Annotated in this window: 23 protein-coding genes; 6 read left to right on the forward strand and 17 right to left on the reverse strand. The window is 65.1% G+C overall.

The window, feature by feature from the left end; all coding sequences use genetic code 11:
- Positions 1-2: 2 nt before the first annotated feature.
- Both G7026_RS07840 and G7026_RS07845 read left to right on the forward strand, forming a co-directional pair.
- Positions 3-797, forward strand: coding sequence for a thymidylate synthase (locus G7026_RS07840; RefSeq protein ID WP_181070192.1), 795 nt, complete (start codon positions 3-5; stop codon positions 795-797).
- A gap of 28 nt (positions 798-825) precedes the next feature.
- Positions 826-1,833: a zinc-dependent alcohol dehydrogenase family protein gene (locus G7026_RS07845; RefSeq protein ID WP_181070193.1), complete on the forward strand. Its 1,008-nt coding sequence runs from the start codon at positions 826-828 to the stop codon at positions 1,831-1,833.
- 20 nt (positions 1,834-1,853) lie between these two features.
- Here G7026_RS07845 and G7026_RS07850 read toward each other — a convergent pair whose 3' ends face one another.
- Genes G7026_RS07850 through G7026_RS07870 form a run of 5 tightly spaced genes read right to left on the reverse strand, consistent with a single transcriptional unit; the run spans position 1,854 to position 6,435 of the window.
- The gene (locus G7026_RS07850) at positions 1,854-2,828 is read right to left on the reverse strand and encodes a branched-chain amino acid ABC transporter permease (RefSeq protein ID WP_181070194.1); all 975 of its coding nucleotides are present in this window, start codon (positions 2,826-2,828) and stop codon (positions 1,854-1,856) included.
- Entirely contained in the window at positions 2,828-3,715 is an 888-nt protein-coding gene (locus tag G7026_RS07855; protein WP_181070195.1) for a branched-chain amino acid ABC transporter permease, read from the reverse strand. The genes G7026_RS07850 and G7026_RS07855 overlap by 1 nt, the downstream gene beginning before the upstream one ends.
- On the reverse strand, positions 3,715-4,425 hold the full coding sequence (locus G7026_RS07860) for an ABC transporter ATP-binding protein (RefSeq protein ID WP_181070196.1): 711 nt from the start codon (positions 4,423-4,425) through the stop codon (positions 3,715-3,717). The genes G7026_RS07855 and G7026_RS07860 overlap by 1 nt, the downstream gene beginning before the upstream one ends.
- Complete coding sequence (locus tag G7026_RS07865) at positions 4,418-5,230, reverse strand: ABC transporter ATP-binding protein (protein WP_181070197.1); 813 nt, start codon at positions 5,228-5,230, stop codon at positions 4,418-4,420. Before G7026_RS07865 ends, G7026_RS07860 begins: the two co-directional genes overlap by 8 nt.
- Positions 5,227-6,435, reverse strand: a complete 1,209-nt coding sequence (locus tag G7026_RS07870; protein ID WP_181070198.1) for an ABC transporter substrate-binding protein — start codon at positions 6,433-6,435, stop codon at positions 5,227-5,229. Before G7026_RS07870 ends, G7026_RS07865 begins: the two co-directional genes overlap by 4 nt.
- Before the next feature lie 423 nt (positions 6,436-6,858).
- Between G7026_RS07870 and G7026_RS07875 the strand changes: the two genes are divergently transcribed.
- Positions 6,859-7,629 carry a ParA family protein gene (locus G7026_RS07875; RefSeq protein ID WP_181070351.1) on the forward strand — a complete coding sequence of 257 codons (771 nt, stop codon included), beginning with the start codon at positions 6,859-6,861 and terminating at the stop codon, positions 7,627-7,629.
- On the opposite strand, the gene G7026_RS07880 is transcribed toward G7026_RS07875, so the two are convergent.
- The 6 genes from G7026_RS07880 to G7026_RS07905 form a co-directional block, all read right to left on the reverse strand.
- Positions 7,626-8,414 carry a universal stress protein gene (locus G7026_RS07880; protein ID WP_181070199.1) on the reverse strand — a complete coding sequence of 263 codons (789 nt, stop codon included), beginning with the start codon at positions 8,412-8,414 and terminating at the stop codon, positions 7,626-7,628. The two genes, G7026_RS07875 and G7026_RS07880, sit on opposite strands and share 4 nt — an antisense overlap.
- Positions 8,415-8,484: 70 nt before the next feature.
- Positions 8,485-9,858, reverse strand: a complete 1,374-nt coding sequence (locus tag G7026_RS07885) for a GTPase/DUF3482 domain-containing protein (protein ID WP_181070200.1) — start codon at positions 9,856-9,858, stop codon at positions 8,485-8,487.
- 21 nt (positions 9,859-9,879) lie between these two features.
- Positions 9,880-11,259: a DUF2868 domain-containing protein gene (locus tag G7026_RS07890; protein ID WP_181070201.1), complete on the reverse strand. Its 1,380-nt coding sequence runs from the start codon at positions 11,257-11,259 to the stop codon at positions 9,880-9,882.
- A 114-nt stretch (positions 11,260-11,373) separates the two neighbouring features.
- Positions 11,374-12,855 (reverse strand): tripartite tricarboxylate transporter permease, encoded by a 1,482-nt coding sequence (locus G7026_RS07895; RefSeq protein ID WP_181070202.1) that lies wholly within the window; start codon positions 12,853-12,855, stop codon positions 11,374-11,376.
- A 29-nt stretch (positions 12,856-12,884) separates the two neighbouring features.
- On the reverse strand, positions 12,885-13,391 hold the full coding sequence (locus G7026_RS07900) for a tripartite tricarboxylate transporter TctB family protein (RefSeq protein WP_181070203.1): 507 nt from the start codon (positions 13,389-13,391) through the stop codon (positions 12,885-12,887).
- Between the two features lie 26 nt (positions 13,392-13,417).
- On the reverse strand, positions 13,418-14,395 hold the full coding sequence (locus G7026_RS07905; RefSeq protein ID WP_181070204.1) for a Bug family tripartite tricarboxylate transporter substrate binding protein: 978 nt from the start codon (positions 14,393-14,395) through the stop codon (positions 13,418-13,420).
- A gap of 267 nt (positions 14,396-14,662) precedes the next feature.
- Here G7026_RS07905 and G7026_RS07910 point away from each other — a divergent pair, with 267 nt between their 5' ends.
- Positions 14,663-15,856 (forward strand): CaiB/BaiF CoA transferase family protein, encoded by a 1,194-nt coding sequence (locus G7026_RS07910; RefSeq protein WP_181070205.1) that lies wholly within the window; start codon positions 14,663-14,665, stop codon positions 15,854-15,856.
- A 34-nt stretch (positions 15,857-15,890) separates the two neighbouring features.
- Here G7026_RS07910 and G7026_RS07915 read toward each other — a convergent pair whose 3' ends face one another.
- Positions 15,891-17,012: a glycerophosphodiester phosphodiesterase gene (locus G7026_RS07915; protein WP_181070206.1), complete on the reverse strand. Its 1,122-nt coding sequence runs from the start codon at positions 17,010-17,012 to the stop codon at positions 15,891-15,893.
- 149 nt (positions 17,013-17,161) lie between these two features.
- Between G7026_RS07915 and G7026_RS07920 the strand changes: the two genes are divergently transcribed.
- Positions 17,162-17,677 carry a dihydrofolate reductase gene (locus G7026_RS07920; protein ID WP_181070352.1) on the forward strand — a complete coding sequence of 172 codons (516 nt, stop codon included), beginning with the start codon at positions 17,162-17,164 and terminating at the stop codon, positions 17,675-17,677.
- A gap of 3 nt (positions 17,678-17,680) precedes the next feature.
- Here the strand turns inward: G7026_RS07920 and G7026_RS07925 are convergent, their stop codons facing one another.
- The gene (locus G7026_RS07925; protein ID WP_181070207.1) at positions 17,681-18,160 is read right to left on the reverse strand and encodes a metallophosphoesterase family protein; all 480 of its coding nucleotides are present in this window, start codon (positions 18,158-18,160) and stop codon (positions 17,681-17,683) included.
- A 704-nt stretch (positions 18,161-18,864) separates the two neighbouring features.
- Between G7026_RS07925 and G7026_RS07930 the strand changes: the two genes are divergently transcribed.
- Positions 18,865-19,224, forward strand: a complete 360-nt coding sequence (locus tag G7026_RS07930) for a DUF1090 domain-containing protein (protein WP_181070208.1) — start codon at positions 18,865-18,867, stop codon at positions 19,222-19,224.
- Between the two features lie 156 nt (positions 19,225-19,380).
- Here the strand turns inward: G7026_RS07930 and ilvD are convergent, their stop codons facing one another.
- From ilvD to G7026_RS07950, 4 genes are all read right to left on the reverse strand, one after another.
- Positions 19,381-21,219: a dihydroxy-acid dehydratase gene (ilvD, locus tag G7026_RS07935; RefSeq protein ID WP_181070209.1), complete on the reverse strand. Its 1,839-nt coding sequence runs from the start codon at positions 21,217-21,219 to the stop codon at positions 19,381-19,383.
- 484 nt (positions 21,220-21,703) lie between these two features.
- Positions 21,704-22,555 (reverse strand): ABC transporter permease, encoded by an 852-nt coding sequence (locus G7026_RS07940; protein ID WP_181070210.1) that lies wholly within the window; start codon positions 22,553-22,555, stop codon positions 21,704-21,706.
- Positions 22,556-22,559: 4 nt separating this feature from the next.
- Complete coding sequence (locus tag G7026_RS07945) at positions 22,560-23,792, reverse strand: ABC transporter permease (protein WP_181070211.1); 1,233 nt, start codon at positions 23,790-23,792, stop codon at positions 22,560-22,562.
- A gap of 71 nt (positions 23,793-23,863) precedes the next feature.
- Entirely contained in the window at positions 23,864-24,937 is a 1,074-nt protein-coding gene (locus tag G7026_RS07950; RefSeq protein WP_181070212.1) for an ABC transporter substrate-binding protein, read from the reverse strand.
- Positions 24,938-24,979: the final 42 nt, after the last annotated feature.

Genomic DNA, 24,979 nt, shown 5'->3' on the forward strand with positions numbered 1-24,979 from the left:
CGATGAAACAGTACCTCGACCTGATGCGCCATGTGCGCGAGCACGGCACCTTCAAGAGCGACCGCACCGGCACCGGCACCTACAGCGTGTTCGGTCACCAGATGCGCTTCGACCTCGGCGAAGGCTTCCCGCTGGTCACCACCAAGAAATGCCACCTCAAGTCCATCATCCACGAGCTGCTGTGGTTCCTGCAGGGCTCGACCAACATCGCCTATCTGAAGGAGCACGGCGTGCGGATTTGGGACGAGTGGGCCGACGAGAACGGCGACCTGGGGCCGGTCTACGGTTACCAGTGGCGCAACTGGCCAGCGCCCAATGGAGAGTCCATCGACCAGATCGCCAAGCTCGTCGAGATGATCAAGAAGAACCCGGACTCGCGCCGGCTGATCGTCTCGGCCTGGAACCCGGCCCTGGTGGACGAGATGGCCCTGCCGCCATGCCACGCGCTGTTCCAGTTCTACGTGGCGGACGGCAAGCTTTCCTGCCAGCTGTACCAGCGCTCGGCAGACATCTTCCTCGGGGTGCCTTTCAACATCGCCAGCTACGCGCTGCTGACCCTGATGCTCGCCCAGGTCTGCGACCTGCAGCCCGGCGATTTCATCTGGACCGGCGGCGACTGCCACCTGTACGCCAACCACCTGGAACAGGCCGACCTGCAGCTGACCCGCGAGCCGCTGCCGCTGCCGACCATGAAGCTCAATCCGGACGTGAAGGATCTCTTCGCCTTCCGCTTCGAGGACTTCGAACTGGTCGGTTACGAGGCCCATCCGCACATCAAGGCGCCTGTTGCGGTCTGAATCTTTCCACCCTTACGGAGGAAAGACGATGAAAGCCATCAGCATCGAGGCGCCGGGCGGTCTTGACCGTCTGCGCCTGGTCGACCATCCCGAGCCGGGCCAGCCAGGCCCTAGCGAGATTCGCGTTCGATTGCACGCCAGCTCGCTCAATTTTCACGATTATCTGGTCGTCTCCGGCAAGTCGCCGGCAGCCGATGGTCGGATTCCGATGGCCGACGGCGCCGGGGTGGTCGACGCCGTGGGCGAGGGCGTGACCGAATTCACTCCGGGCGATCCGGTGGTGTCGTGCTTCTTCCCGCTCTGGCAGGACGGGCCGCCGGCCGTCGGCGATTTCAGCCATGTACCGGGCGACGGCATCGACGGCTATGCCCGCGAGGCGGTGGTGTGCCCGGCCAACTGGTTCACTCGGGCGCCACAGAATTACAGCCATGCCGAAGCGGCGACCCTGACCACCGCAGGGCTCACGGCCTGGCGGGCACTGGTGGTCGATGGTGGCCTCAAGGCTGGCGACACGGTGCTGGTGCTGGGCAGCGGCGGGGTTTCGGTGTTCGCCCTTCAGATCGCCAAGGCGATGGGTGCGCGGGTCATCGCCACCTCGTCTTCGGATGAAAAGCTACAGCGCCTGGGCGAGCTGGGTGCCGACCACGGCATCAACTACAAGGCCGAGCCCGAGTGGGGCAAGCAGGTGCGCGCGTTGACCGACGGGCGCGGCGTCGATCATGTGATCGAGGTAGGCGGCCCGGGCACCTTGCCGCAGTCGATCGAGGCGGTGCGCATCGGTGGGCATATCTCGATGATCGGCGTGCTCACCGGGCGCGGCGGCGAGGTGCCAACGTCCCTGCTGATGGCGAGGCAAGCCCGCCTGCAGGGCTTGATCGTTGGCAGCCGCCGCGAGCAGCAGGATTTCGTCCGCGGCATCGACGCCATGGGGCTAAAGCCGGTGATCGACCGCCGCTTCGCCCTGGAGGACATCGCCGAGGCGTTCCGCCACCAGGAGCAGGGCGCCCACTTCGGCAAGATCTGCCTGGAGTTCTGATCCAGCGCTGCGGGCGACATTCAGTCGCCCGCGCGGCGCTCGAGCTTGCGGCCCAGTTTCGAGGCATAGAACTCGCCGACGATGCCGCGCCGGAAGACCAGCACGCAGAGCATGAAGATGATGCCGGTGACCAGCGTCACCGGCAGCTCCGAGGTCGCGAAGTAGTTCCCCAGGGTGGTCACCAGCGCGGCGCCGAACACCGGCCCGACCAGGGTGCCTATACCTCCGAGCAGCGTCATCAGCACCACTTCGCCGGACATCTGCCAACTCACGTCGGTCAGCGTCGCGAACTGGAACACCAAAGCCTTCAGCCCGCCTGCAAGGCCGGCCAGGGCGGCGGAGATGACGAAGGCGCCGAGCTTGTAGCGATACACCGAATAGCCGAGGGAGATGGCGCGGTTTTCGTTCTCGCGGATCGATTTCAGGATCATCCCGTAGGGCGAATTGATGATGCGCCAGATCAGCAGCAGGGCGAGCAGGAACACCGCGAGCACGAAGAAATACATGTTCAGTGGTTCGGCCAGATCGATCAGCCCCAGCAGCCGACCCCGAGGGATGCCCTGGATGCCGTCCTCGCCATGGGTGAACGGCGCTTGCAAGCAAAAAAAGAAAAACATCTGCGCCAGCGCCAGGGTGATCATCGTCGAATAGATGCCCTGCCGGCGTATCGCCAGAAAGCCGATCACCAGCCCCAGCAGCGCCGCACCCGCGACGCCCACCAGAATCCCCAGCTCCGGTGAGAGTCCCCATTCTTTGACGGCATGGGCGGTGAAGTAGGCCGCGCCGCCGAAGAACGCCGCATGACCGAAGGAGAGGATGCCGGTGTAGCCGAGCAGCAGGTTGAAGGCGCAGGCGAAGAGCGCGAAGCACAGCACCTTCATCAGAAACACCGGGTAGAAATACAACGGAGCGAGCACCAGGGCGACGATGCCCAGCGCAATCAGTACTGTTTCCGCCCTCAAGCGGCGTCGTGGGGCTGTCAGTGTGCTTTCCATCAGGCGTCCCTCCCCATGAGGCCTGCGGGCCTGACCAGCAGCACGATGGCCATGATCACGAAGATCACGATGTTCGAGGCTTCCGGGTAGATCACCTTGGTCAGCCCCTCGAGAATGCCGAGCAGGTAGCCGGTGATAATCGCGCCGAGGATCGAGCCCATGCCACCGACCACCACCACGGCGAACACCACGATGATCAGGTTCGAGCCCATCAGCGGGCTGACCTGGTAGATCGGCGCGGCGAGGATGCCGGCAAGCCCCGCAAGCCCCGCGCCCAGCCCGTAGGTGAAGGTCAGCAGCAGCGGCACGTTGATGCCGAAGGCGCGCACCAGTGTGGGGTTCTCCGTCGCGGCGCGGAGGGTGGCGCCCAGGCGGGTCTTCTCGATCAGCAGCCAGGTGCCAAGGCAGATCACCAGCGAGGCCAGTACCACCCAGGCGCGATACTTGGGCAGGAACATGAAGCCCAGGTTGTAGCCCCCGGCGAGCTCCTTAGGGACTGCATAGGGCTGTCCGGAAGAGCCATAGAAGTAGCGCAGGGTGCCTTCCAGGGCGAGCGCGAGGCCGAAGGTGAAAAGCAGGCCGTAGAGGTGGTCGAGGTTGTACAGCCGCGACAGCGCGAAACGCTCGATCGCAGCGCTGATTAGCCCCACCAGCAGCGGCGCCAGCAGCAGCGCCGGCCAGTAGCCGATGCCCAGCCAGGTCAGCAGCAGATAGCCGGCGAAGGCGCCGAGCATGTACTGCGCGCCGTGGGCGAAGTTGATCACCTTGAGCAGGCCGAAAATGATCGCCAGGCCCAGGCTGAGCATGGCGTAGAAGGAGCCGTTGATCAGGCCGATCAGCAGCTGTCCGAGAAACGCCTGCAGCGGTACGCCGAAGATTGTCGTCATCAGACCCCCAGGGCTTCGTTGAGCATGGACATGCGGTCGGGCAGTTGCTCGACGGCGAAGTGATCGATCACCTGACCGTGGTCGACGACGTAGAAGCGGTCGGCCACCTTGCTGGCGAAACGGAAATTCTGCTCCACCAGAAGGATCGTCATGCCGCGCTGCTTGAGCGTGACCAGCACTTCGCCGATCCGCTGGACGATCACCGGCGCCAGGCCCTCGGTGGGTTCGTCGAGCAGCAGCAGCCGGGCTCCGGTGCGCAGGATGCGGGCGATGGCGAGCATCTGCTGTTCGCCGCCGGAGAGCTTGGTGCCGGCGCTGTTGCGCCGCTCCTTCAGGTTGGGAAACAGCGTGTAGATCTCATCCAGCGACATGCCGCCACGGGCGACCACCGGCGTGAGGTTGAGGTTCTCGTACACCGTGAGGGTGGCGAAGATGCCGCGTTCCTCGGGCACGTAGCCGATGCCGGCGTGGGCGGTGCGGTGCAGCGGCACGCGCATCATGTCCCGTCCGTCGAACTCGATGCTGCCGGTGCGGCTGCGGATGATGCCCATGATGGTGCGCAGGGCGGTGGTCTTGCCCACGCCGTTGCGGCCGAGCAGGGTCACGGTCTCGCCGGCCCGCACATCGAGATCGATGCCCTGCAGGGCATGTCCTTCGCCGTACCAGGCGTTGAGCGCGCGGACCTTGAGCAGCGGGCTGGTCTCAGTCATCTTCGGTCCCCATGTAGGCGGTGCGGACGCGCTCGTCCCCGCTGACCGTGCGGTAGTCGCCGGAGGTGAGGATTTCGCCGCGCTGCAGCACCGTCACCCGGTCGCACAGTTCGGCGACCACCTTCAGGTTGTGTTCCACCATCAGCACCGCCCGCTCGCGCGCCACCTCGCGGATGATCGCCGAGACCGTGTGCACGTCCTCATGGCCCATCCCCGCCATCGGCTCGTCGAGCAGCAGCACCTTGGGTTCCAGCGCCAGGGTGGTGGCGATCTCCAGCACCCGCTTGCGGCCGTAGGAGAGGTCGGCCGCAGCGCGGTGGCGCGCCTCCTGTAAACCGACCGCCTCGAGCAGCTGCAGGGCTCGCTCGTTCAGCCGGTCCAGCGCCCGCAGCGGCAGCCAGAACTGCGTGGCCAGGCCGTTCTGGCGCTGCAGGGCGACGCGCACATTGTCCAGCACGGAGAGGTGCGGAAACACCGCCGAGATCTGGAACGAGCGCACCAGTCCCATCCGCGCGACCTTCGCCGGGTCGCTGCGGGTGATGTCCTGGTCGAGCAGGCGGATGCTGCCGCTGGTGGGCTGGAGGAACTTGGTCAGCAGGTTGAACACCGTCGTCTTGCCGGCCCCGTTGGGACCGATCAGAGCGTGGACGCGCGCGTGCTCGACGTCGATGTCGACGTTGTTCACCGCGACGAATCCGCCGAACTCCCGGCGCAGACCGCGTGCCGAGAGAACCACCTGGGATGGCTGCGAGGACGGGTCGCCTGCCGGCAGCGCCGCCTCGCCACGCGCGCTGGCCAGGCTCATGGCGTGACCAACGGGCAGCCGCTGTCGGCCGGCTTGATGTAGGCCTGGTCGCCCGGCACGGTGGCCAGCACCTTGTAGTAATCCCAAGGTTGCTTGCTTTCCTCGGGCTTCTTCACCTCCATCAGGTAAACGTCGCTGATCAGCCGGCCATTGGCGCCGACACGGCCGTTGCGGGCGAAGACGTCCTCGACCGGCATCTCGTGCATCGCGGCGGCGACCGCTTCGGTGGCGTCGGTTTCGGCCTTGTCGATGGCCTTGAGGTACTGCAGCACGCCCGAGTAGGTACCGGCATGGATCATGTTCGGCATCCGGCCGGTGCGTTTGAAGAAGCGCTGGGAGAACTCGCGGGACTGATCGTCGCGGTCCCAGTAGAAACTTTCGGTAAGGGTCAGCCCCTGCGCCGCTTCGAGACCCAATCCGTGTACCTCGGCGAGGGTGAACAGCAGCGCGGCCAGGCGCTGGCCACTGGCGACGATGCCGAACTCGGCGGCCTGCTTGATCGCGTTGGCGGTGTCCAGTCCGGCGTTGGCGAGGCCAATGACCTTGGCGCCCGACGACTGCGCCTGGAGCAGGAAAGAGGAGTAATCGGTACTCGACAGGGGGTGGCGCACCGCGCCGAGCACCTTGCCACCGTTGGCGTTGACGAAGGTGGAGGTCTGTTCCTCCAGCGAATAGCCGAAGGCGTAGTCGGCGGTCAGGAAGTACCAGGTATCCCCGCCCTGAGACACCAGCGCGCCCCCGGTGCCGACTGCCAGCGCATGGGTGTCGTAGGCCCAGTGGAAGCCATAGGGCGAGCACTGCTTGCCGGTCAATTCGGCGGTCGCGGCGCCGGTCACCACGTCGATCTTCTTCTTGTCCTTGGAAATGCCCTGCACGGCGAGCGCCACCGAGGAGGTGGTCAGCTCCATGATGGCGTCGACCTGCTCGCGGTCGTACCACTGGCGGGCGATGTTGGAGGCGATGTCGGGTTTGTTCTGATGGTCGGCGGTGACGATCTCGATCGGCGCGCCCTGCACCGAACCGCCGAAATCCTCGGCGGCCATCCGCGCCGCCTCGACCGACCACTTGCCGCCGAAATCCGCATAGACCCCGGATTGATCGTTGAGGATGCCGATCTTCACCTTGCCGTCCGAGATTTCTGCGGCCGAGGCGCTGGCGCCGGATGCCGCGATCACGCTTGCCGTTGCGATTGCCAGAAGCTTCATGGGTGTCTCCTTAGATGAACCGCACACATGACGCGGCAGTCCGGTTCGTGGACCGGCCGCGGGATGTTTCGAATGAACGAGTCTGCGCAGCTGGCCCGCGCGAGCCACGTGCGAGGACTGGCCGCCAGGCGCAGAGCACAGGCGGCGCGGGCGGTACGCATCGGGTGCGCATGCCGGGGGCGTCAGGTCAGGGGCAGTGCGGCGGAAAGGGAGGGGCGGAGTGGCGAAGGGTTGGCGCTATGGGGGAAAAGCGCGGCTGTCGCCGGGGCTCGCGGGGCGTAATGGTCATGGGGTGTTACCTATTATTGTTATTGGTCTGAATAAACGTAGCAGGGGTTTTGCCGGGCGCAACCGGCCGCACGGTCGCGCCGCTGTCTTGTGGTGTGTATAGACTCCAGGAATGCAGACGAAAGGGAGATGACCATGCGCCGCGTGGTGTTCAATCAGAAGGGCGGTGTCGGCAAGTCCAGCATTGCCTGCAACCTGGCCGCCGTCAGCGCGTCCCAGGGTTACCGCACGCTGCTGGTGGACCTGGATGCCCAGGCCAACTCCAGCCATTACCTGACCGGTTTGACCGGTGACGACATCCCCACCGGCATTGCCGACTACTTCAAGCTGACCCTGTCCTCGGGGCCTGCGGCCAAGAAGGCTCGCCCGGATATCTACGAGACGCCCTTCAACCTGCTGCACATCGTCACCGCCACCGCAGAACTGGCGGACCTGCAGCCCAAGCTCGAGGCCAAGCACAAGATCAACAAGCTGAGAAAGCTTCTCGACGAGCTGTCCAGCGATTACGAGCGGATCTACATCGACACGCCGCCAGCGCTCAACTTCTTCACCGTTTCGGCGCTGATCGCCGCGGATCGTTGTCTGGTGCCCTTCGACTGCGACAGCTTTTCCCGTCAGGCCCTCTACAGCCTGCTCGCCGAGATCGACGACCTCAAGGAAGACCACAACGAGGCGTTGCAGGTCGAGGGCATCGTGGTCAACCAGTTCCAGCCACGCGCCGCGCTGCCGCAGCAGATCATCGATGAGCTAGTGGCCGAAGGGCTGCCCGTCCTGCCGGTGTACCTGATGAGCTCGGTGCGCATGCGCGAGTCGCACCAGGCCTGTCTGCCGCTGGTGCACCTGGACCCGCGGCACAAGTTGACCCGCCAGTTCGTCGACCTGCACGACCTGCTGGAGAGCCATTAGGGCGCGATCAGCAGGTCGCACGGCGGTCGCTCCAGCACTTGTCGGACGAGGCTGCCGAGCAGGGCGCTGCTCAGCTCGCCGCGGCTGTGACCGCCGAGGGCCAACAGCTGCGGGCGCTGTTCGGCAATGGTGGCGTCCAGGCAATTGCTGCGCTCGCCCTGGCGGACCGCGTGGGTCAGGCGGTCCCGGAGCTCGGGCTGGTCGCCAACGAGATCCTCGATCAACTGGTCGAAGAGTTCGCGCTGAAGCCTCAGACCGTCCTCGTCGGCGCCATGGATCTCGGCAATTTCGTGCACATTCAGCGCATGCAGCACGCCAGTGGCCGGCAACAGGCTGCAGGCGCAGCGCAACGCGCGGCTCGCACTACCGGAAAAATCCAGCGCGGCGACGGCGCGCTGGTAGGGCGCGAGGTTGGGACTGAAGGCCAGCAGGACGGCGGCCGGGCAGCGCAGCAGCACCCGCTCGAGGGTGGTGCCGGCAAATCCCTGGGCCGATTGCCGGTGGTGTGCGCCGAGCACCAGCAGGTCCGCCTGAAGTCCAGTGGTCTGGGCGAGGATTTCGTCCACCGGACGTCCCTGGCGAATCCGTGGGTCCACCTCGCGCAGGCCGTAATCGCGCAGGCAGCCTCGCAGGTACTCCTCCGCCGAGGCGTGGCTCGCGCCCTCGTCCAAGGCATGCACCAGGCTGAGCCGGGCGCCGGCCTGGCGGGCCAGCTGGGCGGCGCGGCGCAGGGCGAGATCGGCTTCGGCGCTGAGGTCGTGAGCGACGAGAATGTGCTGAACCATGCAGGGCCTCATGAAGGACGGGAAGTTGCGCGGCCTGCGGCTTTAAGCGGGCCCTGCACGATGCGACGCCTCAATCGCGGGCGAGTTCGCCGGCGAGTTCCGCCAGCGCTACTTGGCGTTCGGCCTGCTGCAGGGTTGCCCCCGGGTTGAGCGACGACCAGCGTGGGTGCGCACGAGCACGCTGCAACGCGGCGGGCAGTTTGCCTTCGCGCCAGGTCTTGTCCTGCGGCGCCTCCAGGCGCACGGCGTCGACGGCGGCATGGCCGCGGCGGGCCAGCGCCTGCAACAATTGGCGCTGGCGCAAGGCGAGCAGGCGCAGCACGGCGTCGTCCACGGTCAGCTCACGCTGGCCCTTGAGCTTGTCCAGCAGCCGGTTGCCGTAATGGCGCGCCGTCTGCGCGCCGCCGCCGACCATCGCGCCGAGCAGCGCCGCCGCGCCGAGGGTGATGCCGCCAACCAGCAGGTCGACCCCGGCGCCGGCTGCCGCTCCGGCCGCGACACCTCCGCCGATCCTGACGCCGAGCTGACGCAGCGTTTCCGGGTTGAACAGATCGTCACCCCAGCGCCCGTCGAGCAGCGGCAGATCGCTGGCCGAGGCGTCCTGCGGGCGGAACCCATACAGCCGCAGCAGGGCTTCGACGCAGCGCTGTTCGCGGCCGCGCACCGCGTCGTGCAACTCGCCGATGGCCTGGCGCTCCAGCTCGGGCTGGACAGCGACGCTGCGCCGACAGGCCGCCGCGTCGATCAGAAGCTCCGCGATCAAGCGCTCGCCTTCGGCCAGGCGCGCGGCCGCCTGCGCCTCGTGGTCCTCGATCAGCCGCTGCAGCTGCGGGCGTGAGGTCTCCAGCAGTAGCGCGAGGCTTTCGTACAGACGCCGTTCGCCATCGAGCGGCGGCGCCACGCTGTCGAAACGCACCAGGGCATGCAGGCCCAGGCGCGCCAGGGCCTCGCGCCACTGTTCTTCGCGGTGGCCGGGCAACGCGACGAAGTTGAGGATCGGCAGCAGCGGCTTGCCGCAGGCGGCGAGCACAGCCAGCTCGTCCCGATACTTGGCCAGCACCGGCTCGCGGGCATCGACCACATAGAGCCCGGCGTCGGAGGTCAGCAGCTGACGCAGCACCTTGGCTTCCTGCTCGAAGCGCTGCCGCGCCTCGCTGCCTTCGAGAAATCGGGCGACCCGCGCGGGACCATCGAGGCGTTCGCCCGGTCGCTCCAGCTGTTCCAGGTAGTCGAGCAGGGCGATGGCATCTTCCAGCCCGGGTGTGTCGTAGAGCTCGAGCAGCGGTTCGCCATCCACCGATAGCCGCGCGCCCTCGACATGGCGGGTGGTGCTGGGGCGATGCGAGACCTCGCCGAAGCCGACGTCACGCGTCAGGGTGCGCAGCAGCGAGGTCTTGCCGGCATTGGTGTGGCCGACCAGGGCGAGTTTCAGCGGGCGGCTCATGGGCGGTCGCCTTCGACGGATCTAGTCATGGCCGGTCTCCAGCCAGGTCAGGGGGGAGGTGCTCGCGTGAGGCAGGCCCAGCGCGTCGAGCGCCTGGTGCCAGTCGTTCAGGCGATCGCTGTCCAGCGCCTGCCCGGCGGGTGCCTGCAGCAGCCAGACGCGGGTACTGCCGGCGCAGCGCGACAACTCGCCGATCAGCGCCAGGGTGCCGCGATCCGGCGAGCGAAGCGGATCGCAGGCGATCACCAGGCGCGCCGGGACGAAGCGGCTCATCTGCTCCAGCAGGCGGCGTCGCTGCTCGCGGTCGTCGAGGATGCCGGCATCGGCCACGCCCGTGGGCAGCACGGGAGGCCAGGGCCGGCTGTCGTCCAGCTCGATCGCCACCAGCAGCGCGCCTTCGTCGCCGGCCAGGTGGTTGCCGGCGGTGGGCAGGTGTAGCTGCGAGGGCGCCTCGTCGTTGACGCCCAGACGCTCGCTCGGCGGCTGCAGACGTTCGCGTAGCAGGCGGTAGGCCGGCAGCTGCAGATCGAGCTGCAACGCCTTGCGGCCCCGCCGCCAGCGCCATAGGCACAGCAGTGCGAGTAATAGGCGTGGCAGCAGCCCATAGATCAGCACCACGCCCACCAGCCAGCCGGCCCAGGCCTGGCGTGCGCTTTCCACGCCGCCGGTGCCGCCGCTGGCGCGGATCTGCTCGATGTCAGGCAGGCTGAAGCCGAGCAGGGCCGGAAACGCACCGAGGGCCTGGGTCAGCGAGATGAAAGTGGCCTCACCGAGGATGGTGGTTTCCCAGACGAAGCCGTAGCGCCGCGTCGCCAGCAGGGCGAGCAGGGTGACCAGGGCGCTGCTCATCGCCAGGGTCCACAGGCCATGGACACCGAGGCCCAGCACCCAGCGCCCCAGACGGCGCTGGTGCATCACCGACAACAATGCTGGGGCAAGCTGGGCGGCGCGGGCATCGCGCGCCAGCTTTTCGCTGAGCCACAGCCAGAGACGGCCAAGGGCACCTCCGTCGCCGGCAAGGAGCAGCCCCAGCACCCAGCCGATCAGCGTCAGCAGGTTGAGCCCGAGCAGGCTGCCCAGCGCCCAGAACACGTTGACCGGCCGCTGGCCGTCTCCAAGCGCAGCAAGCCCGAGCCCGGCGCCGGTCATCAGGGCCAGCAGCACCAGGCCGAGACCGGCCAGGCGGGCGCCCTGGCGCCAATGCCGTAGCGCGTCGACGAGGCCGTCACGGCGCGCCAGCCAGAGCGCCCGGCTTTCGATCAACGCCGGTAGGTCGCCACCCAGGGTACGCGCCTGGCGGTTGGCTTCGGCATCTTCCAGCGGACCGGCATGTTCCTCGCGCAGGCGCACGGCTTCGGTCAGCCAGAGGCGATCAAGAGGTGTGAGCGGGGTATGGGGCACGCGTACTCTCGCAGGCTGTAGTCCGGTTGGACCGTCGTCGGGCGAAGGTGATCGTCCGACACCGGTCAGCCGAAAGAGTACGTGCAACGCGCCGCGCTTGTCGCCTCTGCCTGGTCAAGGCGCGGTGCGGATGCGCTCGAGCCAGTAGCGCCGCAGGGCAAAGAACAGCGACAGCAGCGTCAGCGCGATGAAGCACCAGGTGATCGGCCCGCGGAAGAAGATCATTGGATCGCCGCGCCCGATCAGTAGCGTGCGGCGCAGATTGTCTTCGAACATCGGCCCGAGGATGAAGCCGAGCAAGAACGGCGCGGTGGCAAAACCGGTGATCTTGAACAGGTAACCGACCACGCCGAAGAACAGCATCAGCCCGATATCGAACACACTGTTATTCACCGCGAAGGCGCCGTACACACAGAACAGCAGCACGATGGGCAGCAGCACTGCCTTCGGGATCTCGGCGATCAGCGAGAAATAGCGAATCACCCCGTGACCCACCGCCAGCAGCACCACGGAGCTGATCATGATGCCGCAGAACAGCGCGTATACCACCGGCAGGTTTTCCTGGAACAGCACCGGCCCAGGGGTGAGTCCGTGGATCATGAAGGCACCGAGGATGATTGCCGTGATCACGTCGCCCGGGATGCCCAGCGACAGCAGCGGGATCAGCGTCGCGCCGGCCACGCCATTGTTGCCCGATTCGGCGGCCGCCACGCCGTCGAGCTCGCCCTTGCCGAAATTGGCGCGGTTGGGCGAACGGCGTTTGGCGTCGCTGTAGGAGATGAAGGCCGCCGCCGTCGCCCCGGTGCCCGGTATGGCGCCGATGATCACGCCGATCAGGCTGCCCCTGACGATACTGCTCATGCTCGCCTTGAGTTCCTTCATGGTCAGACCCACGCCGCTGGAGGCCGCGCGGATGTGCGGCGAGGCCTTCTTCAGGTAGAAGTCCAGCACCTCCGGGATTGCGAACAGGCCGATCAGCAGGGGCACGAACGAGACCCGGTCCATCAGGTTGTAGTTATCGAAGGTCAGCCGCTGAGTACCGTGTACCGCGTCCATGCCGATGCAGGAGATGATGATCCCAAGGCACGCGACGATCAGGCCCTTGATCACCGACTCTCCGGCAATGGAAATGATGATGGTCAGCGAGAAGCAGATCAGCCAGAAGAACTCCGGCGGGCCGAAATTAAGCGCGATCTTGGCCAGGTAGCTGGCGAACAGGATCAGCGCCAGGTTCGATAGCACGTCGGCGATGCAGGAGGAGTAGAGCGCCATTTGCAGCGCCTTCTTGGCCTTGCCCTGCTGGGTCAGTGGGTAGCCGTCGAGCAGGGTGCAGGCTGAGGCCGGCGAGCCGGGCGTGTGAATCAGGATCGCCGTCACCGAGCCGCCGTACATGCCGCCCTTGTAGATACCCACCAGCAGCAGAATCGCAGTGACCGGCGCCAGTGAAAAGGTGAACGGCAGTGCCAGCGCCACGGCCATGGTGGCCGTGAGCCCCGGGATGGCGCCCACGATCACGCCGATCAGTACCCCAACGCCGATGGCGATGAAGTTGTCGATGCTCAGGAACAGCGTGAGCACCTCGTTGAGACCTTCCATTGAGCGCTCCGATCAGGCGAAGGGTGGTCTTATTCCCACAGGCTGCCCGAGGGCAGCGGGACGTTCAGCACATGGATGAACAGCAGGCACACCAGCCACGGCAGCAGGACCGCCAGCCCGTAGAGCCAGGGCTTGCGCACCGGGGTCGCAAGAAACAACAGCACGGTGGCGAGCACACCGGCAACGATCGCGCCGAGCGCCTCGAACAGCAGCCAGTAGCTAGCCAATGCGACCAGCAACAACAACCAGCGCCACGCCGGTGCCCTGTCCTGGCCGGTTTCGCCCTTGCCTTCTTCCGGTTGCGGCGGGCGCAGGCAGCCCTCGATCACCAGCGCGATGGACAGCAGCAGGATGATCCAGCCAGCGACCGTGGGGAGCCAGCGCGGCGACTGCAAGGGGTTTTGCAAACGCGGCGCCTGCTCGATGTGCTGCGGTACGAGATAGAACAGGAACACCAGCGCCGCGATGAGGCAGACGATGCCAAGCAGGGTGTTCAGGTTCGCCCACCGTGGAGGGCTCGATGGCGTTGCGTTCATGTGCCCTCCAGGGACGAGGCGTTCGCTTACTCTTCGATTTGCGCCTGGCCGGCTACGGCGCTCCAGCGCTCGACGTCTTCGGCCACGTAGTCGCGGAAGGCGTCGCCTGCCTGGGCGGCGGGCTCGCCACCCACCTGGGCGACGAATTCGAGGAAGCCGGGATCAGCCATCACCTTTTCGAGTGCCGTCTGCAACCGTGTCACGGCCTCGTCGGGCATGGAATCGTCGGCGATCAGGCCAAACCAGGCGGTGGTGACGAACTCCCCAAGGCCTTGATCGGCGCCGAGCTGAGAGACGGTGCCGACGCCAGGCAGGAACGGCGATGGCTCCTTGGACGTGACCGCCAGGGCCCTGAGCTTGCCCGATTTGATGTGAGCGAGGACGGTCGGCATGTTCTCGAACGACACGTCCACGTCGCCGCTGAGCAGAGCTGGCAAGGCTTCACCGCTGCCGCGGAACGGCACGTGGGTCATCTTCGCGCCGGTCATGGTCTTGAACAGCTCACCGGACATGTGAATCGAGCTGCCTACGCCTGCCGAGCTGAAGGTCAGCTCCTTCGTCTTGGCCGCCTCGACGAACGCACCGAGACTGTCGTACGGGCTGTTCGCCGGGACGGTCATCACGTTGGGGATCTCGATGATGTTGCGGATGAACCGGAAGTCCTTCACCGGCTCGTAGCGCAGGTTCTTGTAGAGCACCGGCCCGATGGTGTGGCCCGGCGAAGCCATCAGGATGGTGTGGTCGGCGCCGCGACCGCCCCGGGCCAGTTGCGCGGTGGCCATGGTCGAACCCGCGCCTGGGCGGTTTTCCACGACCACGGTGCCGATCTCCTGCTGCAACAGGTCGGCGACTTTGCGCGAAAGGACGTCGGTGGTGCCGCCGGGTGCATACGGCACAATCAAGCGCACGGTCTCGCTGGGCCATTCGGCCTGTGCCGGTGCGATCAACGAAAGGCTTGCGCCCGCGATGAGCAGGCGTGAAAAGAGTTTCAGCAGGGGCGGCATGGTTCATCCTCTTTTATTGTTGTGGATGTTCGCCTGAACTAAGCGAGCCCGGCGAAGTGCTGAGCAAGTTCGGACTTTTTACACAGCCAAGTCAAGCAGTGTAATGCCCTACCTTTTTAGGTCGAGTTGGTTCCTGTATTCATCCGCTTGTGCAGGTCAAATAAGAGTTATGAAAGTGGGCGTTTACCGAACACTCTCAAGCGGATAACGGACCCAACTTGTTAGTTTGATCCGCTCGATATAAGAACAAGCAAAAGGAGACAGGTCATGGCCATATTGCAAGGTATCAAGGTGCTCGACCTGACGCGTATCCTCGCTGGCCCCTGGTCGACGATGGCACTTGCAGACCTGGGCGCGACCGTCTGGAAAGTCGAGAACATCAAGGGCGGCGACGATACCCGTAGTTGGATGCCCCCTGAGCGCGGCGGTGTATCGACTTACTATTTGAGCGCCAACCGCAACAAGCAAAGTCTCGCGATCGACATGGCCACGCCTCAGGGTCGTCAGCTGATACTTGAGCTAGTGGCCGAAGCGGACGTGCTGGTCGAGAACTTTCTGCCGGCCAGCCTCAAACGGTTGGGTCTGGATTATTCGACATTACAGGCGATCAACCCGCGGCTGGTGCATTGCTCGATCACCGGCTACGGGCATGACAACCCGCTGGAGAATCGGCCGGGTTACGACTTCATCATCCAGGCTGAAAGTGGCTTCATGTCGATCACAGGCGAGCAGGACGGCGAGCCGATGCGCCTTGGCGTCGCCTTCATCGATCTGGTGACGGGAATGAACGCGGTGCAGGGCATTCTCGGCGCCCTGTACGAGCGAGAAAAATCGGGCCAGGGCCAGTCGCTCGATATCGCCCTGTCCGACAGCGCGCTGCATTTTCTCGCCAACGTCGCGTCTGGCTACCTGAATACCGGCAAGGTGCCCGGGCGGTACGGCAATGCCCACGCCAGCATCGTGCCGTATCAGCTGTTCAACAGTGCCGACGGCCGTATCGCCCTGGCGGTGGGCAATGACGATCAGTATCGGCGGTTGTGCCATCAGGTACTCCAGCGCCCTGAGCTGTATGAAGACCCGCGCTTTACCCTCAACGCTGGGCGCACCCGTCATCGTGATGAATTGCTGCCCTTGCTCCAGGACGCCTTTATGCAGTGGACCAACGCGGCGTTGATCGACGCGCTGCGTGAGCAGGGCATCCCGGTGGGCGAGGTGAAGGATGTGGCGCAGGCATTCGCCTCGGAGCCAGCGCGCTACCGCGAGCTGGTGATCAGCGCCGAGCATCCGGTGGCTGGGGAAGTGCGCATGGTGCGTAGCCCGCTGCGCTTTTCGCGCACGCCAACGGTAGCGGCTACGGCGCCGCCGCTGCATGGGCAACACACGGATGCCGTGCTGGGCGAGGTGTTGGGCAAAGGCCCCGAGGAGCTGGCAACCCTGCGCAAGGCGGGCGCAATTCTGTGAGCCACCGCGGCCGTCCCTGGCTGCGGTGAGGTCGTCACGGGTTCAGGCGTTGACGAAGCTGCACCGCGACGTCCGGCTGGTCGATGAACAGGCCATCGATGCCAGTATCGAGAAAGGCGCGGATCTCGGCTTCGATGTCGCCACGGTCCTGCGGCTCGCTGCCTTCGCGCAGGTTGGTGGGCAGGAACGCGTTCTCGGCGCGGAAGGTGTAGGGGTGGACCTTCAGCCCGGCCGCATGGGCGTCGGCGACGAAGCGGGTAGGCGTGCCGAGATTGCCGTTGGCGTCGCGCGGGATGATATAGCTCTTGTCCGGGCCGACGCCGGCGGCGTAGCGGGCGATGTCCTTGAGCCCAGCCGGGGTTGCCATCTGCGCATAGGTCAGGCCAGTACCACGAACCTGCTGGTCATAGGGTTGACCGCCGCCGAACAGCTGGACCAGACGGATCGACGTCATGCGGCTCAGTGCCTTGAGGTTGTCGACTTCGAATGACTGGATGTACACCGGCGAGCGCGGGCTGTTGTAGCCGTTGCGCTGCAGGATGCGAACCAGTGGCTTTTCCATCGCCAGACCCAACTGCTGGAAGTGAGTCCCGTGCTTGAGCTCCGGGTACAAGCCGATCACGCGCTGCTGGCTCAGTTGCAGTGATTTGACCAGGTCGATGATCTCCTGGAATGTCGGAATTTCCAGGCCGCCATCGAGGCGGGCGTTGCCCGGGCGAATCTCCGGGATGCGCTCGATGGCGCGCAGGGTCTTCAGCTCGGCCAGGGTGAAGTCCTCGCTGAACCAGCCGGTGAGGTTCACGCCGTCGACCGTCTGGGTGCGCTTGCGGTCGGCGAATTCCGGGCGCTGCGAGACGTCGGTGGTCAGCCCGAGCTCGTTGTCGTGGCGGGCGACGAGCTGGCCATCCTTGGTCATCACCAGGTCCGGCTCAACATAGTCGGCGCCCTGCATCACCGCCAGCGCATAGGACGCCAGGGTGTGTTCGGGGACGTAACCACTGGCACCGCGGTGGGCGACGATCAGCGGTTCGGCGTCTGTGCGGTCTTTAGACAAGGCCGCAGTTTCGTCGCTGGAGGCGGCGAACGTTGCAAGCGGCAGCAGCAGGCTGCAGGCGGCGAACCAGTTGCGGAGCACAGCGGTTTTATTGTCGGCCATGATGGCGTCTCCTCGGGGTAGGAGCCCAAAAGGCTGCCTCAATAAGATGACGAACTCTTGACGCTTTTCTAGACGCCTGTTGCGAGGAGGTGACAGTGACAAGTTCCTGGCACGTCATCCGCCGCTCTACTCTGATATTCTCGCCCCTTATGAATACCACTCGTCTGCCCCTCGCTCTAATCGTCGCCGTCGCCCGCAACGGCGTCATCGGCGTCGACAACCGCCTGCCCTGGCACTTGCCCGCCGAGCTGAAGTATTTCAAGTCCGTGACCCTCGGCAAACCCGTAATCATGGGGCGCAAGACCTGGGAGTCCCTCGGGCGGCCACTGCCTGGCCGGCTCAACTTGGTAATCAGTCGTCAGGCGGACTATTCATCCGAGGGCGCCGAAGCTTTCACCAGTCTCGATGAAGCGCTGGCACGCGGCGATGCCTGGGGCCGTGAACAGGGCGCTAGCGAGCAGATGCTGATCGGCGGGGCGCAACTCTACGCGCAGGCGCTGCCGCAGGTGCAACGCCTTTATCTGACCCGCGTTGACCTGGCGCCTGAGGGCGATGCCCTGTTTCCGGCGTGGGATGAGGCGCAATGGCACTGCGTCAGTCGCGACGAGCACGCCGCCGAGGGCGACCGTCCGGGTTACGCCTGCGAAGTGTGGGAACGCCGCTGAGGCTTACTCGAGCGTCAGCAGTTCGGGTTTCACGTCGCGGCCCTGGATATGCAGCAACGCCAGGCTGATCGGCAGCTTGAAGCGCCGCGGGCCGGCGCTGCCCGGGTTGAGGTAGATCACCCCATCGCGTTCGTTCACCGCCGGTTTGTGCGAGTGTCCGCTGATGACAACACGAATCCCCTGGGCGGCGGGATCGATGTCCAGTTCCTTGAGGTCGTGCAGCAGATAGAGCGAGACCCGGCCGAAGTGAATGACCAGGCGCTCCGGAATCGCTTCGGCCCAATCTTCCTGATCGTTGTTGCCGCGCACCACCGAGAGCGGCGCGATGCGTTCGAGCGCCTGCAGGATTTCCGGCTTGCCGATGTCGCCGGCATGGACGATGTGATCGCAGCCGCGCAGGCGCTCCAGCGCCTCGGGGCGCAGCAGGCCGTGGGTGTCGGCGATCAGTCCGATGCGTAGCGCTCGGTTGGTCGGAAAGTCCATCGCAAAACTCCGTCTAGCCTGGGGTGGATAGCCAATGGCTATGCATGAAACGCCTGAACGCGAAGTGATGCAAGCCCAGGCGTCCCGGCGGACCATCTAGCCGACTTTGAGTGCTGCCGGCTCCAAAGCGAGCCTACGGCGTAATGGCTCGGGACGCGGCGCGCCAAGCTTGAAGACGTAGCGCGTGCAGCGAGGCGGCAGCATATGGGAACGCTTGAGAGGCGATGGGCGGCGCATCACGAAGCAGGATCAATTCGCATGATTTCACAGCGCCGGGGTTGGGGCTCCACCTGAAGTTCCCGGAACTCGCTAGAAGAGCAATGGCCCCAGTCATGCGGCGCAACGGCGCTGCTGCGCAGATGACCCCGGACGGATCGCTTGGGCGGGCCGTCGGGGCTCAGCGCTGTGGTGCCGTTTGCCGCCTGTTCGCGATCGATCTCGATGGCGACCGGCAATCTCGATGGCGACCGGCAATTGGAAGTGTTATTGCTCAGTGAGCACTCAACGGCGTGGTTTCGGTCCTGGGCCGCAGTACTACCGGAGAATGGCGACGCATCGGCCACCTCCGGCTGCTGGAGGTTTGGGCCAGTCTTTCAGAACAGTTTCGGGGATCGGTCAGGAGTTGTTGCTGTCGTTCAGTGCGGCGTTAGTCGCTGAGCACAGGATGCTGCTAGGGTTTGTAGGACTTCAAGAGGAGTGCGCAGATGAACTATGCAGTCGCCACCATTACGCTGATGCTAGTCGCGGGTCTGGCACAGGCACAGGAGAGCTGTGCCGAAAAAAAAGCGGAAATCACTCGACAACTTGAGCATGCCCAGACGCATGGGAACGCCGGGCGTGTCCGGGGATTGGAGACCGCGCTAGAGAAAGTGCAGGCGAACTGCACCGACGCAGGGCTCCGAGCCGAGCGGCAGGAAAAGATCGAAGAGGCACGTGAGGAAGTGGCCGAGCGTAAAGCTGATCTGCAAGAAGCTCTGAAGGATGGCTCGCCGGAGAAGATCGAGAAACGCAAGCAGAAGCTGGCTGAGGCAGAGGACGAGCTGCGTGATGCACAAGCCGATTGATGACTGGCGAAGCACCTTTATGGCTGACGAACGAACAACCGCTCTGATGCCGTTGGCGCGCTGCATACGGCACCAGAGATGCCCCTTTCCAATCACCGCTGACGCAACGAGCCCGGCACGGCGCCAGGCTCGAAGGCGTCAGTTACTGCATGGGCATCAGCCGTCCAGCATCGCCTTGTTGCGTACCGCGCCCTTATCGGCGCTGGTGGCGAGCAGGGCGTAGGCTTTCAGCGCCGTCGTGACTTTGCGGGTCCGCGGTTGGGCTGGCTTCCAGCCTTTCTTGTCCTGCTCGATGCGGCGGTGGGACAGCTCCTCATCGCTGATCAGCAGGTTGATGCTGCGGTTGGGAATGTCGATCAGCACCTTGTCGCCATCCTGAACCAGGCCGATGGCACCACCGGCCGCCGCTTCCGGCGATGCATGACCAATGGAGAGACCCGAAGTACCGCCAGAGAAACGACCGTCGGTGAGCAGGGCGCAGGCCTTGCCCAGGCCTTTGGACTTCAGGTACGAGGTCGGGTAGAGCATTTCCTGCATGCCCGGCCCGCCCTTGGGGCCTTCGTAGCGGATGATGACGATGTCGCCCGCTTTCACCTCGTCGTTGAGGATGCCTTTCACCGCGCTGTCCTGGCTTTCGAAGATCTTGGCGTTGCCTTCGAAGACATGGATGGACTCATCCACGCCGGCGGTCTTCACCACGCAACCGTCCAGAGCAATGTTGCCGTACAGCACCGCGAGGCCGCCTTCCTGGGAGTAGGCATGCTCGACGCTGCGGATGCAGCCGTTCTCGCGGTCATCGTCCAGCGTGTCCCAGCGGGTCGATTGACTGAACGCGGTTTGCGTCGGGATGCCTGCCGGGCCGGCCTTGTAGAAGGTCTTCACGGCTTCGTCCTGGGTGACGGTGACGTCCCACTTCTCGATGCCCTCGCCGAGCGTCTTGCTGTGCACGGTCGGCAGGTCGGTGTTGAGCAGCCCGCCGCGGGCCAGCTCACCGAGAATGGCCATGATGCCACCGGCGCGGTGCACGTCTTCCATGTGGTACTTCTGGATGTTCGGCGCGACCTTGCACAGCTGCGGCACCTTGCGTGACAGCGCGTCGATGTCGCGCAGGTCGAAGTCGATCTCGGCTTCCTGCGCCGCGGCCAGCAAATGCAGGATGGTGTTGGTCGAGCCGCCCATGGCGATGTCGAGCGTCATGGCGTTCTCGAACGCCTTGTAGTTGGCGATGTTGCGCGGCAGGACCGACTCGTCACCCTCGCCGTAGTAGCGCTTGCACAGTTCGACCGCCGTGCGACCGGCCTGCAGGAACAGCTGTTCGCGGTCGGCATGGGTGGCCAGCAGCGAGCCGTTACCGGGCAGCGCGAGGCCCAGGGCTTCGGTCAGGCAGTTCATGGAGTTGGCGGTGAACATGCCGGAGCAGCTGCCGCAGGTGGGGCAAGCGCTGCGCTCGTATTCGGCGACCTTCTCATCGCTGGCGCTTTCGTCGGCAGCGATCACCATCGCATCGACCAGATCCAGGCCGTGGCTGGCGAGCTTGGTCTTGCCGGCTTCCATCGGGCCGCCAGAAACGAATACCACCGGGATGTTCAGGCGCAGGGCAGCCATCAACATGCCGGGGGTGATCTTGTCGCAGTTGGAGATGCAGACGATGGCGTCGGCGCAGTGCGCGTTGACCATGTATTCGACCGAGTCGGCGATGATCTCGCGCGACGGTAGCGAATAGAGCATGCCGTCGTGGCCCATGGCGATGCCGTCGTCGACCGCGATGGTATTGAATTCCTTGGCGACGCCGCCGTGCTTCTCGATCTCGCGGGCGACCAGTTGGCCCAGATCCTTCAGGTGCACGTGGCCAGGCACGAACTGGGTGAAGGAGTTGGCAATGGCGATGATCGGCTTCTTGAAGTCTTCGTCCTTCATCCCGGTGGCGCGCCACAGTGCGCGGGCGCCGGCCATGTTGCGGCCATGGGTGGAGGTTTTCGAGCGATAGTCAGGCATGGCGGTTTCCTACGCGATCAGGCAATCAGGTTATGTGCGTATCGTGAGCGTCGACCGGTATGGATGCAAACGGCGATGGCCGTGCGGTGCGGAGGCGGCCGTTCGGCGAGGCGGGGTCACCGCTCGCATGGCCTGGGCTCACTGGCCCGCCGGGGATGGTTGGCGAGGAATGGGGCCGATTCTACGCCGCATGACGGAGAGGGGAAAGGTTGACCTCAGAGGAGGAGGAAAGGTGAGCGGCACGGGCCGCTCATCTGGGAGGGTTGGTAGGCCAGGCCCAGGGCGAGCTTCTGGTGGCTGATCGTTCCCACACTCCACATGGGAGGGCCACCGATGACGCTCCCTCAGGAGCGGCGTAGGAAGTTCCAGGCAAGATTGTGTGAGCCATATGAAGACACTTACTCCGCGATGAGAGGCGCTTCCCGAAAGGAGCGGTCTTTGACCGCGATCTTTCGTTCCAGCGCGTCTTCCTGTTGCTGGCGCCTCAGACGGGATGTTCGACGCCGCGCAGGCGTTCGGAGCGGCGGCGCAGCAGTTCCAGCGTCACCATCAGGGCGATCGAGAGCAGGATCAGCAGGGTGGCAATGGCCAGGATGCTCGGGCTGATTTGCTCGCGCAGGCCGGAGAACATCTGCCGCGAGATGGTGCGTTGCTGTGGACCGGCCATGAACAGGATCACCACCACTTCGTCGAACGAGGTGATGAAGGCGAACAGCGCGCCCGAGATCACGCCGGGGCGGATCAGCGGCATGATCACATCGAAGAACACCCGCAGCGGGCTGGCGCCTAGGTTGAGCGCCGCGCGCACCAGCGAATAGTCGAAGCCGGTCAGGGTGGCGGTCACGGTGATGATCACGAACGGCGTGCCCAGCGCCGCGTGGGCGAGAATCACGCCCAGGTAGCTACCGGCCAGGCCCAGGTCCGAATAGAAGAAGAACATGCCGGCGGCGGTGATGATCAGGGGCACGATCATCGGCGACAGCAGCAGGGCAGTGATCAGTCGGCGCAGCGGCATGTCGTCCCGCGCCAGGCCTACCGCCGCGCAGGTGCCCAAGGCGGTCGCGATCAGGGTCGCGCAAATGCCGATGAAGAAGCTGTTCTTGATCGCCAGCATCCACTTGGGGTCGTTGAAGATCTCCCGGTACCAGCGCAGGGAATAGGCTTCCGGCTGGAATGTCAGCATGCCTTCGGTAAAGCTGAAGAACGGCTCGACGTTGAACGACAGCGGCACGATCACCAGGATCGGCAGCATCAGGAAGAGCAGCACGAGCCATGAGCTGGCCTTGAGCAACCACGCACCGAGGCGGTGCCAAAATCCATAGTAGGCGGGCGTCATTGACTTACCCCAGCTTGATGTTGCTGACGCCGACGAAGCGGTCATACAGCCAGTAGAGCAGCACGATTACCGCGAGCAGTAGCGAGCCGAGCGCGGCGGCCAGCTCCCAGTTGTTCGAGCGCTGCATGTGAAAGGCGATGATGTTGCTGATCATCTGCCCATCGGTGCCACCGACCAGCGCGGGGGTGATGTAGTAGCCCACCGAGATGATGAAGACCAACAACCCTCCTGCGCTCAGGCCCGGCAGCGTCATCGGGAAGTAGACCTTGGCGAAGGCCGGCAGCGGTTTGGCGCCAAGCGACATCGCCGCCCTCAGGTAGCTGGGGTCGATGCCACGCATGACGCTGTAGAGCGGCAGCACCATGAACGGCAGCAGGATGTGGGTCATCGCCACAACGGTCGCGAACGAGGTGTAGAGCATCTCGAACGGCGCGCCGATCAGGCCGATGCCGAGCAGGAATGAGTTGATCACGCCGTTGGTCTGTAGCAGCGCGATCCAGGCGGTGGTGCGTACCAGCAGCGAAGTCCAGAACGGCAACAGCACCATCACCAGCAGCAGGTTGGCGCGGTTTTCCGGCAGGTTGGCCAGGTAATAGGCCAGCGGGTAGCCGAGCAGGGCGCAGAGCAGGGTGATCACCAACGCCATCTTCAGGGTCTTGCCGTACAGCTGCAGGTAGATCTGCGTGTCTTCGCGCACCTGCAGTCCCTGTTCGGGGTGCAGCTGGAGGTCGAGCGCCGTCAGGTAATAGTCGTAGGTGTAGGGCTGCCCGGCCCGCTGGATCGCATACCAGACGTCCGGGCGACTCCAGTTGCGATGGGAGGCGAGCAGGGTGTCGGCACCCTTGGGCTGAAGCTGCTCGATATCCAGCCGGCCGACCTGGCGCGCGCTGGTCTTGACCACGCTGGACATGCCCGCGTAGGCGCGGTTGAACTCTTCGGCGAGCTTGCCGGAGAGGCGCTCGCCGGCGAGCCCATGCAGCTCGCGGGCGAAGGCGTCGAGGGTTTCTCGGTCCGGGATGGCCTGGCCATCCCAGCGCTGCAAATGGTCGAGGGTCTGCGGAATCAATTCGGCGACCGTCGGGTGGTAGACGCTGCGCCAGAGCATGCTGGCGATGGGGGCGACGAAGGTCACCAGGATGAAGGCCAGCAGCGGCACGACGAACAGGAAGGCGGTCAGCCGCCTGCGGCGTCTGGCGCGTGTGGCCTGGCCGGCCTCGGTAGTGGTGAGGGATGACAAACAGGGCTCCTGCGCAGCGCTGAAGCGCGAGGTGGATCGCGCCCGGCCCTAAGGACCGGGGCGCGGGTCGGTTACTTCAACAGCCACTCGTTGAATCTCTCGCCGAGCGATTCGCCATAGTCGGCCCAGAACTCGGAACCGGCCTGGATACCTTCGTCCAGATGCGCGGTGGGCAGATGCGGTGCGGCGGTGGGGTCCATCATCGGCGTGGAGGATTTGCGGGTCGGACCATAGGCCACATCCGACATCCCGGCCAGCGGCTTGGACTCGGTGGCATAGGCGATGAACTTGAGCGCCAGGTCCTTCTTCTTCGAGCCCTTGAGGATGGCCCAGGCGTCGAGGTCATAGACGTGGCCGTCCCAGACGATCACGAAGGGTTTGTTTTCCTGGCGGATCGAGTCGTAGAAGCGGCCGTTCGCCGATTGCACCAGCACCGCGCCGCCATCGTTGAGCAGTTGCGGCGCCTGGGACCAGGAATCGAACCAGACGATGTCCTTCTTGATGGTGGCCAGCTTGTCGAAGGCGCGCTGCTGCCCTTCGGGCGTCGCCAGCACCTCGTAGACTTCTTCCGGCGGCACGCCGTCGGCCATCAGTGCCCATTCCATGTTCACTTGTGGGCGCTTGCGCATGGCGCGCTTGCCCGGAATCTTGCCGAGGTCGAAGAAGTCGCCGATCGAGGCGGCCGTGGTACCGCCAATGGTGTCCTTGTTGTAGGCGAAGACCACCGACCAAACAATGTTGCCCACTGCACATTCGCTCGCCAGCGCCTCGGGAATGAAGTCTTCGGCCGCTGGCGTACCGTCGGCGCCGGCCGGCAGGATGTCGCGCGGGAGTTCTTCGAGCAGGCCTTCGGAACAGGCGCGCTCGAGGTCGATCACCTCGACGTCGACCACATCCCACTGGACGTTGCCGGACTCGACCTGGGCCTTCATTTCCGCCACGCCGCCGGTGTAGTCCTCGAACAGCACCTTTACCCCGGTGTCGTTCTGGAAGGGATCGATCATGTGTTTCTGCTGGGCTGCGCCATAGGCGCCGCCCCAGGATACGACGGTCAGGCTTTCCGCCGCCTGGGCGGCCTGGGCGGTCAGGCCGATGGCAGCCGCCAGGGCCAGTGCGGGGAAGTGAAGTTTCAGTGGTCTCGCCATGGGTGTCGCTCCGTCTGTTCAGTGGGTATGCGCGCTTGCTCA

The organism is Stutzerimonas azotifigens (assembly GCF_013522725.1).
Lineage (GTDB): Bacteria > Pseudomonadota > Gammaproteobacteria > Pseudomonadales > Pseudomonadaceae > Stutzerimonas > Stutzerimonas azotifigens_A.